This window comes from Saccharopolyspora gloriosae, assembly GCF_022828475.1.
Taxonomy (GTDB): Bacteria; Actinomycetota; Actinomycetes; order Mycobacteriales; family Pseudonocardiaceae; genus Saccharopolyspora_C; species Saccharopolyspora_C gloriosae_A.
On the sequence record NZ_CP059557.1, the window covers coordinates 5,010,458 to 5,023,390 of the forward strand.

General features: G+C 70.7%; 11 protein-coding genes. 4 read left to right on the top strand and 7 right to left on the bottom strand.

Annotation, left to right across the window (positions count from 1 at the left end):
• The first annotated feature begins 49 nt into the window (after window positions 1-49).
• From H2Q94_RS21805 to H2Q94_RS21820, 4 genes are all read left to right on the top strand, one after another.
• Window positions 50-832 carry a cupin domain-containing protein gene (locus tag H2Q94_RS21805; RefSeq protein WP_243789050.1) on the top strand — a complete coding sequence of 261 codons (783 nt, stop codon included), beginning with the start codon at window positions 50-52 and terminating at the stop codon, window positions 830-832.
• 763 nt (window positions 833-1,595) lie between these two features.
• A complete protein-coding gene (locus tag H2Q94_RS21810) occupies window positions 1,596-1,931 on the top strand; it encodes a hypothetical protein (protein ID WP_243789051.1) in 336 nt (111 codons plus the stop codon).
• A 103-nt stretch (window positions 1,932-2,034) separates the two neighbouring features.
• On the top strand, window positions 2,035-3,978 hold the full coding sequence (locus H2Q94_RS21815) for a glycoside hydrolase family 2 protein (RefSeq protein ID WP_243789052.1): 1,944 nt from the start codon (window positions 2,035-2,037) through the stop codon (window positions 3,976-3,978).
• Between the two features lie 9 nt (window positions 3,979-3,987).
• Window positions 3,988-4,290: a hypothetical protein gene (locus H2Q94_RS21820; RefSeq protein ID WP_243789053.1), complete on the top strand. Its 303-nt coding sequence runs from the start codon at window positions 3,988-3,990 to the stop codon at window positions 4,288-4,290.
• Here the strand turns inward: H2Q94_RS21820 and H2Q94_RS21825 are convergent.
• The 7 genes from H2Q94_RS21825 to H2Q94_RS21855 all read right to left on the bottom strand — a co-directional run bounded on the left by H2Q94_RS21825 (window position 4,271) and on the right by H2Q94_RS21855 (window position 12,829).
• Complete coding sequence (locus tag H2Q94_RS21825; RefSeq protein WP_243789054.1) at window positions 4,271-5,359, bottom strand: acetate/propionate family kinase; 1,089 nt, start codon at window positions 5,357-5,359, stop codon at window positions 4,271-4,273. The two genes, H2Q94_RS21820 and H2Q94_RS21825, sit on opposite strands and share 20 nt — an antisense overlap.
• A gap of 88 nt (window positions 5,360-5,447) precedes the next feature.
• Window positions 5,448-7,823 carry a phosphoketolase family protein gene (locus H2Q94_RS21830; protein WP_243789055.1) on the bottom strand — a complete coding sequence of 792 codons (2,376 nt, stop codon included), beginning with the start codon at window positions 7,821-7,823 and terminating at the stop codon, window positions 5,448-5,450.
• Between the two features lie 87 nt (window positions 7,824-7,910).
• Window positions 7,911-8,960, bottom strand: a complete 1,050-nt coding sequence (locus H2Q94_RS21835) for a Gfo/Idh/MocA family oxidoreductase (RefSeq protein ID WP_243789056.1) — start codon at window positions 8,958-8,960, stop codon at window positions 7,911-7,913.
• A 145-nt stretch (window positions 8,961-9,105) separates the two neighbouring features.
• Entirely contained in the window at window positions 9,106-9,801 is a 696-nt protein-coding gene (locus H2Q94_RS21840) for a response regulator (RefSeq protein WP_258718622.1), read from the bottom strand.
• A 54-nt stretch (window positions 9,802-9,855) separates the two neighbouring features.
• A complete protein-coding gene (locus H2Q94_RS21845; protein WP_243789057.1) occupies window positions 9,856-11,085 on the bottom strand; it encodes a sensor histidine kinase in 1,230 nt (409 codons plus the stop codon).
• Between the two features lie 32 nt (window positions 11,086-11,117).
• Window positions 11,118-11,747: an MBL fold metallo-hydrolase gene (locus tag H2Q94_RS21850; RefSeq protein ID WP_243789058.1), complete on the bottom strand. Its 630-nt coding sequence runs from the start codon at window positions 11,745-11,747 to the stop codon at window positions 11,118-11,120.
• Complete coding sequence (locus H2Q94_RS21855; RefSeq protein ID WP_243789059.1) at window positions 11,747-12,829, bottom strand: S-(hydroxymethyl)mycothiol dehydrogenase; 1,083 nt, start codon at window positions 12,827-12,829, stop codon at window positions 11,747-11,749. Before H2Q94_RS21855 ends, H2Q94_RS21850 begins: the two co-directional genes overlap by 1 nt.
• Window positions 12,830-12,933 lie beyond the last annotated feature (104 nt).

Sequence of the window (12,933 nt, forward strand, 5' to 3'; positions counted from 1 at the left end):
CCGGGCGCGGACCTGACAACACGTGGTTCGCCGGGGCAGACTGCGCGATGTGACTCGATCCAGACTCCTGCACCTGCTGCCGATGAGCTCGTTCCACGCCGCATCGGACCTCATCGAGGCCCCGTCGCTGGGCACCGATGGATTCGTGCACTGCTCACCGGACGTGGACACGACGCTCGCGGTGGCCAACTCGCTGTACGGGGACGCGACCGAGCAGCTGGTGGCGCTGGAACTCGATCCGCAACGGTTGTCGGCCCCGGTGCGCTGGGAGGCCGCCGACCCGGTGCCCCCGGCGGGCGTCGCCGCCGACGTGCTGTTCCCGCACGTCTACGGGGCGCTGGAGCGCTCCGCGGTGATCGGCCTGCACTACGCGCGCCGGGACGCGCAGGGCCGGTTCACGGCGTTGGAGACCCGCAGCCGCACCGCGGAGGAGCTCAATCTGCTGCCGCACCCGGAGGGCGGCTGGTACCGGCGCACGTGGACCAGCGACATCAAGGTCACCCCGGACGGCCGCGGCTCGCGGCCCACGGCGACGGCGATCTACTACCTGCTGGCCGCCGGGCACACCTCGGCGTGGCACGCGGTCGGCTCGGCGGAGCTGTGGTTGTGGCATCGCGGCGGGCCGCTGACCCTGTCGCTGGGCGGCGACGGGGACGTGCCCTCGGAGCAGCCGCGCAACCACGTGCTCGGTGCGGGAGCCGGGCAGGACCCTCAGGTCCTGGTGCCCGCCGGGACGTGGCAGCGAGCGGTCGCCTCGGCGACGGTGGAATCGCTGGTGACCTGCGTGGTCTCGCCCGGGTTCGACTTCGCGGACTTCAGCACGCCCGACTGATCGGCGAGGTCGGCCGACAGCACGGGAACGCGGGGTTCGGTGCCCGCTCTCGGCGCGGTGATCGGCTCGACGGCGGGCTCGCCGGTCTGCGAGTCGGCGAGGGCGATCTTTGACTCGACGGCCTGCGACTCGACGGCCTGCGACTCGACGGCCTGCGGCTCGGCGGTCTGCTCTTCGGCAGGCAGCGGCTCAGCGGTCCGCTGCTCGGCGATCAGCGGTTCAACGCCCTGCGGCTCGGGCGGTTCCGGTTCGGTGCAGTGGTGCCGGGCCGGGCTCGGGAGGGGCTCCTCCCGAGCATGCGTCTCTCGAACCAGCACAGGGCGATCAACGAGCCAATGATCGTTCCGATGCCCAGCGAAGCCATCAGAACGAAGATCGCCAACGTGTTCAGCACCGACCTCACCCCCGAGAGAAACCGTGCGCGGCATCGATTCCCGCCGAACCGACCGTGGTGAGCCGGTCCGACGAGCACCTCGCCGGAATTCACCGTAGGGCGGGACCTCGACCGGTGCCGGACACCTGACGGGGCGCAATCCGATCGAAGGAATTCAGCGTGATCGTGGTTTGGCTGGAGCCCTCGGCCAGGCGATCTCACCAACGTGGCGAACGTCCTTGATCAGGCAATTCGACCTTTATCGGGGCTACTATCGGGTGACTGTGCGCGCACCGCGACCTGGTCGCGATCCGTAGTCATCGCAGCCACCCGTTGTCGTGACGGTCCACGGTCCGGGGCAACGGATGTCCCGTGGAGTGCGTGCACCCAGTGATCGCCCTGACAAGCACGTCGAGCTGGGAGGTACCGGTGAAGAGCTACGCGGTGCATCTGCTCTTCCACGCGCTCACCCTGCTCTGCGGCGCCGCGCTGGGGCTCGCGGGGACGCTGTGGTGGGCGACCGGCAACGTTCCGGCGGGATGGGCGGCGTTCGCGGCGCTGCTGCTCGGCATCGCCGTGCTGGTGTTGCAGTGGCGGCACATCACCGCGAGCGCACCGCGATCCCGCCCGACGCGGGGGCCGCGGCCGGGCACCCGGCCGGAACTGGGGGCCACCGCCGTGCAGCGGTACGACGATCCGGCGGGCGCACCGACGAGGCGGGGCTGACCACCAGGCGGGAATCCTCGGACGGCCTCTAGCCGGGATGTTCACGACCGTGCTCGCATGGTGAGCGGCGAAGCCCGCGCTGCGCACGGAGGTCGGAACCCCGATGACGGCTCCACGAGTGAACGCACTGGAGGGCGCCTGGTCGTTCGGCCCGCTGAGTCCGGGAACGCCCCCGGAGGCGGTGCCCGACGGGCGGCTCGGCACCGCGGTCGTTCCGCACGTCGTGGCGGAGTTGCCGTGGCGGGATTGGGATCCGGCGAGCTGGGAACGCGACTGGCTGTACCGGAAGCGGTTCGCCGGGGCGGGCGATCCCGGTGTGCGGTACTTCCTGCGCTTCGCGGGCGTGCTCACCACGACGCGGCCGGTGCTCAACGGCCGTCCGCTGGAGCCGCACGCCGGTGGCTATCTGCCGTTCGAACGGGAGGTCACCGGGCTGCTGGCGGACCGCAACCGGCTGGACGTGGTCGTCGACGGCCGGTTCGACGCGGACGTGCCGCCGAACTCGGCACGCCCGAGCGACGTGGTGGACTTCTGGCAGCCGGCCGGGTTGTACCGGGAGGTGTCGCTGGTCGCGCGGCCCGCGGATCACGTGCGGGACGTGTTCGCGAAGCCGGTGCGGGTGCTCGACGACTCCCGCCGGGCGCTGCTGGTGCGGTGCGAACTCGACCTCGTCGACGGTGGTGCGCTGGAGCTGCTCGCGCAGCTGCGGTACGGGGACCGGCTCGTCGCCGCCGCCGACCGGGCGGTGAGCCTCGGCCCCGGGCGCAACACCGTGGAGTTGGCGATCGGCGGGCTCGGCGAAGTCCGCCTGTGGCAGCCGGATTCGCCGCACCTCTACGACGTGGTGGTGACGTTGCGCCGAGCCGGGCAGGTGGTGCACGAAAGGCGGGTGCGCACCGGGTTCCGCGAGGTCCGGTTCGATCGCGACGGGTTCCGGCTCAACGGCGAACGGCTCCGGCTGTTCGGGGTGAACCGGCATCAGCTGTTCCCGTTCGCCGGTGCGGCGATGCCGGCACGGGTGCAGCGCCGGGACGCGGAGATCCTGCGCGGCGAGTTGAACTGCACGATGGTCCGCACCTCGCACTACCCGCCGCACGAGGCGTTCCTGGACGCCTGCGACGAGCTGGGCCTGCTGGTGTGGGACGAACCGCCTGGCTGGCAGCACCTCGGTTCCGGGCGCTGGCTGGAGCGCGCGTACCGCGACGTGCACGACATGATCGTGCGGGACCGCAACCACCCCTCGGTGGTGCTGTGGGCGGCGCGGCTCAACGAGACTCCCGGCGACGCGGAGTTCTACACCCGGACGGAGCGGCTGGTGAAGTCGCTGGACGACTCGCGGCCGACGACCGGCGCGATCCTCGGCGCCGATCACGACACCACCGATTTCCAGCACGACGTGTTCGGCTACAACGACTATTCGGTGAGCACCGGCCCGGACGGCCTGCCGCAGCCGGAACCGGAGCCGCCTCGCCGGGACCTCCCGTACCTGATCAGTGAGGCCGTCGGCACGCTGTCCGGCCCGGCGAAGTTCTACCGGCGCACCGATCCGCAGGCCGTGCAGCAGGGGCAGGCGCTGGCGCACGCGCGGGTGCACGACCTCGCGGGCGGCGATCCGGCTTACGCGGGAGTGCTGGGCTGGGCGGGTTTCGACTACCCCTCGGGGCACGGCAACATCGATCGGGGCGTGAAGTTGCCCGGTGTGATCGACCTGTTCCGGGTGCCGAAGCCGGGTGCGGCGATGTACCGGGCGCAGGTGAGTCCGCGTCGCCGTCCGGTGATCGAGCCGTCGTTCCACTGGGACCTCACCGGGCCGAGTCCCGTGCGGGAACTCGGCGAGGCCGCCATCTGGTCCAATGTGGACCGATTGGAGCTGTTCGTCGGCGGCGAGCCGTTCGGCACGCTCACCGCGGCGCGCGACCGGTACCCGAACCTGCCCTACCCGCCGTTCTTCGCCGATTTCGGTTCGGTGCGGGGGATTCCGGAATTGCGGGTGGACGGCTACCTCGACGACGTGCTGGTGCTGAGCCGATCGTTCTCGGCGGATTGAGCGGCTGACGTGCTGGCGCTGCGGCCCGACGATCGGGTGCTCGCCGCCGGCGGTGGCGATGCGACCCGAGTCGAGATCAGGGTGGTCGACCGCCACGGCGCCGACCGCCCGTACACGGCGGGCGACGTCACGCTGGAGCTCGACGGCCCCGCCGAACTCGTCGGCCCGCACCGGTTTCCGCTGGCGGAGACCGGCGGCGTCGGCGCGGTGTGGCTGCGCAGCGCCCGCACCGGCGCCGGACGGGTCCGGCTGCGGGCGCGGCATCCCTCGGCGGGCGCGGCGCAGGCCGAGCTCACCGTGCTGGCCGCGTGAGCACTTCCCGGGTCTGCCGGGCGATCTCCACGTCCTCCCGGGACTCGACGACGACGGTGCGCACCGCGGCGGAATCCGAGCTGATGTCGGCGTCCGAACCGGTCGCGGTGTTGCGGTCGGGATCCACCTCGACGCCCAGGAACCCGAGGTTCCCGGCGAGGTCGGCGCGCAGCGGCGGCTGGTGCTCGCCGACTCCGCCGGTGAACACCAGCAGGTCCAGCCCGCCCATCGCCGCCACCATCGCCCCGGCGTGGCGCAGCAGGCTGTGCGCGTACACGTCGTAGGCGAGTTCGGCGTCGAGGTCGCAATCGGCGCGGGCGGCGAGCACGTCGCGCAGATCGCCCGAACCGCCGGTCAGCCCGGCCAGTCCGGAGCGCTTCTGCAACGTCGTGAACAACTCGTCCGGCTCGACCTTGCCGCTGGTCACCAGCCAGCCCAGCAGACCCGGATCGATCGACCCGCTGCGGGTCGCCATCACCAGGCCCTCGTCGGGGGTGAACCCCATCGTGGTGTCCACGCAGCGTCCGTCGCGCACCGCCGCCAGCGAGGCTCCCGCGCCCAAGTGGCAGCTCAACACCCGTCCGCCCGCCACTCCGGCGAGCTCGGCGCCGCGCCGCGACGCGTAGCCGTGCGAGAGGCCATGGAAACCGTAGCGGCGCAACGACCAGTGCCGGTTCCACTCCTTCGGCAGCGCATAGGTGCCGGCGGCCTCCGGCAACGTCGTGTGGAACGCGGTGTCCACGCAGACCACCGCCGGGGTGTCCGGCGCGCACTGCGAGGTCGCGCGGAGCCCGTCCAGCGCACGTGCCTGGTGCAGCGGCGCCAGGTCGGTCAGGCTCGTGAGGTAGCGCAGCAGCGGCTCGTCGAGCACGGCAGGCCCCAGCACCTTCGGCCCGCCGTGCACCACGCGATGCCCGACCGCCTGCGCGCCGTGCTCGTGGAAGAAGTCCCGGATCGGCTCCACCTCACCGCGCCACCGCTGCACGTCGTGTGAGGCCACCTGCTCGTCGTCGTCCAGCAGCCGGAGTTTGAGGCTGCTCGATCCCGCGTTCACCGTCAGCACCCGCATGCTCAGGAGTCCTTTCGGAGTGATCTTGTGGTCGTCGTGTCGTCAGCGGCGCAGCCGCTGAGGTTCCGCTGCGCAGGCCCAACGGCCCTTAGGACCACTTCCAATCGCGGATTTCCGGCATGTCCTCGCCGTGAGTGGTGACGTAGCGCCGGTGTTCGATGAGCTTGCCGGTGAGTTCCTCGCGCGCGTACACCGCGTTCTCGCCCAGGCCCGGCACCCGATCGATCACGTCGATGGCGAGGTGGAAGCGGTCGATCTCGTTGAGCACGCACATGTCGAACGGGGTCGTGGTGGTGCCTTCCTCCTTGTAGCCGCGCACGTGGATGTTGTCGTGGTTGTGCCGCCGATACGTCAGCCGGTGGATCAGCCACGGGTAGCCGTGGTAGTCGAAGATCACCGGCTTGTCCGAGGTAAAAAGCGCATCGAACTCCACATCGGACAGTCCGTGCGAGTGTTCGCGCGGGTCCTGCAACCGCATCAGGTCCACCACGTTGACCACTCGGATGCGCAGCTGCGGGAGCCGTTGCCGCAGCCAGTCCACGGCGGCCAAAGTCTCCATCGTCGGCACGTCCCCGGCGCAGGCCAGCACCACGTCCGGTTCGCCGTCCCGGTCGTTGCTCGCCCAGTCCCAGATCCCGATGCCCTTGGTGCAGTGCACCACCGCGTCGTCCATGTCCAGGTACTGCGCGGCGGGCTGCTTGCCCGCGACGATCACGTTGATGTAGTCGCGGCTGCGCAGGCAGTGGTCGGCCACCGACAGCAGCGTGTTCGCGTCCGGCGGCAGGTACACGCGCACGATCTCAGCCTTCTTGTTCATCACGTGGTCGATGAACCCGGGGTCCTGGTGGGAGAAGCCGTTGTGGTCCTGGCGCCACACGTGCGAGGTGAGCAGGTAGTTCAGCGACGCGATCGGCTGCCGCCACGCGAGCCCGGTGCTCACCTTCAGCCACTTCGCGTGCTGGTTCAGCATCGAGTCCACGAGATGCGCGAACGCCTCGTAGCAGGAGAAGAAGCCGTGCCTGCCGGTGAGCAGGTAGCCCTCCAGCCAACCCTGGCAGGTGTGCTCGGAGAGCACTTCCATGACCCGCCCGTCCGGTGCCAGCGATTCGTCACCGGGCTCGGACTCCCCCATCCACGCCCGCGAAGTCGCGTCCAGCACGGCGCCGAGCCGATTCGAGTTGTTCTCGTCCGGGGCGAACACCCGGAAGTTCGCGGCGGATTCGTTTAGCCGCATCGCGTCGCGCAGGAACGCGCCGAGGACTTGGGTCGCCTCACCGGTCGTGTTCCCCGGCTCGGGCACCGGGAGGCCGTACTCCTGGAAGTCCGGCAATCGCAGGCCGCGCAGCAGCAGGCCGCCGTTGGTGTGCGGGTTCGCGCTCATCCGGCGGTTCCCGTGCGGATTGTGCTCCCGGATCTCACGCACCGGGGCGCCGTCGGACTCGAACAGCTCCGCCGGTCCGTAGCTGCGCAGCCAGTCCTCCAGCATCCGCAGGTGGTCCGGATCGCCGCGCGGGTCGCCGAGCGGGATCTGGTGCGCGCGCCAGGTGCCTTCGACCTGCTGCCCGTCGACGACGTCGGGTCCGGTCCAGCCCTTCGGGGTGCGCAGCACGATCATCGGCCAGCGGGGGCGTTCGGTGCCGCCTCGGCGGGCTCGGTCCCGGATGCGGTCGATCTCGTCGAGGCAGCCGTCGAGGGTGGCGGCGAACAGCTGGTGCATCGTCGCCGGGTCGGAGCCGGAGACCAGGTGCGGTTCGTAGCCGTAGCCGCGCAGCAGGCTCACCAGCTCGTCTTCGGGGATGCGGGCGAGCACGGTCGGGCTGGCGATCTTGTAGCCGTTGAGGTGCAGGATCGGCAGCACCGCGCCGTCCCGCGCCGGGTCGAGGAACTTGTTCGAATGCCAGCTCGCCGCCAGCGGCCCCGTCTCGGCCTCACCGTCGCCGATCACGCACGCCACGGTCAGGTCCGGGTTGTCGAAGGCCGCGCCGAACGCGTGCGCCAGCGAATAACCCAGCTCACCGCCCTCGTTGATGGATCCCGGTGTTTCCGGGGCGGCGTGGCTCGGGATGCCACCGGGGAACGAGAACTGCGTGACCAGGCGCTGCAGTCCTGCTTCGTCCTGGGCCACATCCGGGTAGATCTCGCTGTAGGTGCCCTCCAGCCAGGCGGCGGCGACCACGCCCGGCCCGCCGTGTCCCGGTCCCGTCACGTAGATCATGTCCAGGTCGCGGTCCCGGATCGCCCGGTTCAGGTGGGCGTACAGGAACGTCAGTCCGGGAGTGGTGCCCCAGTGGCCGAGCAGCCGGGGCTTGACGTGTTCGGGCCGCAGCGGTTCCCGCAGCAGCGGGTTGCCCATCAGGTAGATCTGTCCGGCGGAGAGGTAGTTCGCGGCCCGCCACCAGGTGTCGACGCGGTGCAGCTCGCGAGCGTCGAGATGTTCGGGAGCCTGCAAAGTCGGATTGCCCATCCGGGGAACCTCCGGGGAACGCTGCGGTGTCCGTCACCCCGCAGCGTTCCCCGGACGGCGCCGCGGCAACCCGGCAGCGGTGATCCGTCAGCTCAGCCGCACGATCTCGCCCTTCGCGGCCGAGTGGCGGGCCGCTTCGATGATCTCCAGGCCTGCGATGGCGTCCGCCGGATCCACGGGGAGCGCCGAGCCTTCGCGCAGGGCGGTGACCAGCTGGTCGTAGAACGCGGGGTAGGCGCCCGGCTCGGTGCGCACCGGCCGGGAGTCCTCGACGGTGCCGAGCAGGCCGTGCAGCTCTTCGGCCTCGATGCCCCAGCCCTGGCCGGGGCGCTCACCGGCGCGCAACGCGGCCTCCTGCGGGTCCAGCCCGAACTTCGTGTAGCCGGCGCGGTCGCCGAGCACCCGCAGCCGGGGGCCGTGCTGCGCGGCGAACTTGCCGACCCACAGGTGCGAGCGGACCCCGTTGACGTGGGTCAACGCCAGGAACGAGTCGTCGTCGACCTCGCTGCCCGGCCTGCGCACGTCCACTTCGGCGTAGACGGACGCGACCGGGCCGAACAGCGCGAGCGCCTGGTCGATGAGGTGGCTGCCCAGATCGTAGAGCACGCCGCCGGCCTCTTCCGGGCCGCCGGATTCGCGCCAGCCCGCCTTCGGGCGCGGCACCCAGCGTTCGAACCGGGACTCGAAGCGGTGCACCCGCCCGAGCTCCCCCGCGTCGATGAGGCCCTGGAGGGTGCGGAAGTCGTTGTCCCAGCGGCGGTTCTGGAACACGGTCAGCGGCAGCTCCCGGCGCTCGGCCTCGGCGACGAGGTCCCGCGCCGCGGCGGAGGTGGGGGCGAACGGCTTGTCCACCACGACCGGCAGCCCGGCGCGCAGCACCTCGGTTGTGTGCTCGACGTGCAGGCGGTTGGGGCTGGCCACCACGACGAGGTCGAGGCCGCCGCGCTCCAGCATCGCGGGCACGTCGTCGACCACCGCGGCACCCGGGTACGCGGCCGCGATCTCCTTGCGCCGCTCCGGATTCCTCGTGACCACTGTGGACAATTCCAGTCCGGGGTTCGACGCGACCAGCGGCGCGTGGAACACCGCCCCGGCGATGCCGTACCCGACCAGCCCGACCCGCAGCGCAGCACTCATGCGCCCATTACATCAAGCCGCCTCCGGAGCCGCGTTCGACCCACCACCGGACGCCGGAGGATGACCTGCGCAGCGGGTCACGCAGCGGCTTCCTCGCGGCCCTTTCGCCGGTGTGACCGCGTTTTCTCGCCGTACCGCTGAGCCGTCACACGGATGCTTCGGGACCGTTGACCTGGCCGGGCGAGACCAGACCCGTCTCGTAGGCGGTGATCACCAACTGGGTGCGCGAACTCAGGTGCAGCTTCTGCATCACGTGGTACAGGTGCGATTTCACCGTCAGCTCGGCCAGCCCCAGGTTCCGCGCGATGTCGGCGTTGGAGCCGCCGCGCGCGACCTCCAACAGCACGTCCAGCTCGCGGTTGGTGAGCCCGCTCAGCTCGGACGACGCGTCCCGCACCCCTAACGAGGCGAACCGGTTGAGCAGCCGCCGCGTCACGCGCGGAGCCAGCAGCGCCTCCCCTGCGGCGACCGTGTGCACGGCGCGCACCAGTTCCTCCGGCGGGGCGTCCTTGAGCAGGAAACCGCTCGCCCCCGCGCGCAGTGCCGCGTACACGTATTCGTCCAGGTCGTGCACGGTGAGCATGATGACCGAGGTCGCGCCCTCGGTGGCGGTGAGGATCTCGCGGGCCGCGGTGATGCCGTCCATGCCGGGCATCCGCACGTCCATCAGCACCACGTCCGGCCGGCGCCTGCGCACCGCCGACACCGCCGCGGCACCGTCCTCGGCTTCGGCGAGCACTCGCAGATCGGGTTCGGCGGACAGCAGCGCGACCAAGCCCGCGCGGATCATCGCTTGATCGTCAGCGACGAGCACGGTCGTTTCCGCGGGGGACTCCACCACGGACCTCCTCCGTTCGGGCCGCCACTCGCCGGTCGGAACCGGCGTATTTACGGGTCAGGCAAGGTCCGAATGTTCCGGGCACGGTAGCACGGCGGCCAGGTGGAATCCGTTGGAAACCGGGTGCGCAGTGAACGTGCCGCCCAGCAACGCGACCCGTTCCCGCAGCCCGATCAGTCCCCGCCCGGAACCGCCACCGCCGGCCGACGACAACTGCGGCAGCTTCACGGCCAGCGAATGCGCGAAGTTGTCCGGTCCGGTGGCGTGGTTGGTGATCTCCAGCCGCAGCCCGCTGCTGCCGTAGTCCAGCAAGACCCGCGCGTATCCGGTGCCCGCGTGCTTGAGCACGTTGGTCACCGCCTCCTGCACGATGCGGTAAGCGGCCATTTCCACACCGGGTCCGAGTTCGCGCACCTCGCCACGGCGGTCCAGCCGCCACACCACGCCGGTGCCGCGCACCGATTCCACCAGGTGATCCACCCGGTGCAGACCGGGAGCGGGCTGGCGTCCGGGACCGTCGTCGGAACCGAGGTCGGTGCCCGGTTCCGGATCTTCGCGCAACCGGCCCAGCAGGCCGCGGAGCTCACCGAGCGCGGCCCGCGAAGTGTGCTCCAACTCCCGCAGCGTCTGCTCCGCGTGCCCCGGGTCGCGGTCGACGAGCGCGCGGGCCACCCCCGCGCGCAACGCCACCACGGACAGGTTGTGCGAGACGATGTCGTGGAATTCGCGGGCGATCCGCGCCCGCTCCCCCGCGACCGCTTCCGCGGCGAGCTGATCCCGGGCTTGATCGAGGAGTTCCACGGTGTGCTCCAACTGAGCCGCCCGCCGCCTGCCGATGCGCACCGCGTAGGCCAGCCCGACGACCATGAACAGATCGATCGAGGCCATCACGGTGCTCACGATCGCCGACAGCGGCGGATCACCCCACGAATACAGCACCGGCCAGAGCATCGCGAGAACCGTGGCCACCACGGCGCCCACCATCCCACCCCGCTGGCACACCGAGTACACGCCCACCAGGATCGCGAAGTTCAGCGGATTCTCCGGCACCCCGATCAGAGTGAGCGCGGTGGCCGCGGCGAGGCAGCCGAACAAAGACACCCACGGCCACCTGCGCCGCAGCAGCAGCAACGTGAACGCCGGCACGCTGACCAGCATCATCGACCACCAGGGACGACCCGGCGGCCCTGGTGATTCGAGATGCAGGATCAGCGCGTGCATCACGGTGAACAGCACGACCATCGCGAGGTCGAGCAGGAAAGCTCGTTTCACCAAGGCATTCGGCACGCCCAGCAGTATGCGCACAACGCGCCCGAGAATCAGTAGCCGCGGGCGACCCAATCCTCGAACTGGGGCAATACCTCGCCGACCGTGGTGCTCTCCCCGTGACCGGGGTGCACGGTGGTCACCTCGGGCAACGTGAGCAGCCGGTCCCGGATGGACTCGACGAGCACGTTGAAGTCCGAGTACGAACGCCCGGTCGCGCCCGGTCCGCCCGCGAACAAGGTGTCGCCGGTGAACACGGTGCCCAGGTCCGCCGAGTACAGGCACACCGAACCCGGCGCGTGCCCCGGCGTGTGCAGCACCTGCAGGCCGGTGCCCGCGACGCCGATCACCTGCCGGTCGGCGAGGGTGCGCTCCGGTTCCCGATCCGGGTGGGTGAGCCGCCACAGCTCCTGGTCGTCCGGATGCAGGAAGATCGGCGCACCGACTTCCGCGGCCAGCTCCGGAGCCTTGCGCACGTGGTCGTCGTGGGCGTGCGTGGCGAGGATCGCGAGCACGGTACGCCCGGCGATCAGCTGCTTGATCGCTTCGACGTCGTGCGGGACGTCGATGACGACGCACTCGGTGTCGTCGCCGACGACCCAGGCGTTGTTGTCCACGTCGAAGGTCTGGCCGTCCAGCGAGAACGTGCCGGACGTCGTGGTGTGGTCGATCCGCGCGGCCATCAGAAGACCACCACCGAACGCAGCACTTCACCGTCGTGCATCTTCGCGAACGCCGACTCGACCTGGTCCAGCGAGATCTCCTCGGTCACGAACTTCTCCAGCGGCAGCTTGCCCTGCTGGTAGAGCTCGGTGAGCATCGGGAAGTCCCTGCTGGGCAGGCAATCCCCGTACCAGGAGGACTTCAGCGAACCCCCGCGGGAGAACACGTCCTGCAGCGGCAGCTCCAGCTTCATGTCCGGAGTCGGCACCCCCACGAGCACCACGGTGCCCGCGAGGTCGCGGGCGTAGAACGCCTGCTCGTAGGTCGCGGGCACGCCGACGGCGTCGATCACGATGTCCGCGCCGAACCCGTCGGTGAGTTCGCGGATCGCCTCGACCGTGTTCGCCTCGGCGGCGTTGACGGTGTGCGTCGCACCGAACTGCTTGGCCCATTCCAGCTTGGTCGGGTCGGTGTCCACCGCGATGACCCGCCGCGCGCCGGCCAGGTTCGCCCCGGCCACCGCACCGTCGCCGACGCCGCCGCAACCGATGACGGCGACCGTGTCGCCCGGTCCCGCGCCGCCGGTGTTCACGGCCGCACCGATACCGGCCATCACGCCGCAGCCCAGCAGACCCACCACGGCCGCACGCGCCGCCGGGTCGACCTTCGTGCACTGGCCCGCGTGCACCAGCGTCTTCTCGGCGAACGCGCCGATGCCCAGCGCCGGGGACAACGGGGTCCCGTCGGTGAGCGTCATCGGCTGCGCCGCGTTGTGCGTGTCGAAGCAGTACTGCGGCCGCCCGCGCTTGCAGGCACGGCAGACCCCGCACACCGCGCGCCAGTTGAGGACCACGAAGTCACCCGGCTCGACGTCCTGGACTCCGTCGCCGACGGCCTCCACGACACCGGCGGCTTCATGTCCGAGCAGGAAGGGGTAGTCGTCGTTGATGCCGCCCTCCCGGTAGTGCAGGTCGGTGTGACAGACACCGCACGCCTGCACCCGCACCACCGCCTCACCCGGCCCCGGGTCGGGGACGCGGATGTCGACGACCTCGACCGGCGCTCCCTTGCCGGTCGCCACGACCGCGCGAACCTCGGTCACGAACACCTCCAGAAGTGTGTTTTTCACTGCCCGTCCAGCCGAATTCGGTCGGCTGCGGGCGCTGTCGGGAACATGGCCGGAAATGCGCATATCGGCATCTCTGG

Bases quoted from the DNA above. Each gene is read 5' to 3' on its own strand.
- H2Q94_RS21815 (WP_243789052.1), top strand. From the start codon at position 2,035: ATGACGGCTCCACGAGTGAACGCACTGGAGGGCGCCTGGTCGTTCGGC.
- H2Q94_RS21825 (WP_243789054.1), bottom strand. From the start codon at position 5,359: ATGCGGGTGCTGACGGTGAACGCGGGATCGAGCAGCCTCAAACTCCGG.
- H2Q94_RS21830 (WP_243789055.1), bottom strand. From the start codon at position 7,823: ATGGGCAATCCGACTTTGCAGGCTCCCGAACATCTCGACGCTCGCGAG.
- H2Q94_RS21835 (WP_243789056.1), bottom strand. From the start codon at position 8,960: ATGAGTGCTGCGCTGCGGGTCGGGCTGGTCGGGTACGGCATCGCCGGG.
- H2Q94_RS21850 (WP_243789058.1), bottom strand. From the start codon at position 11,747: ATGGCCGCGCGGATCGACCACACCACGACGTCCGGCACGTTCTCGCTG.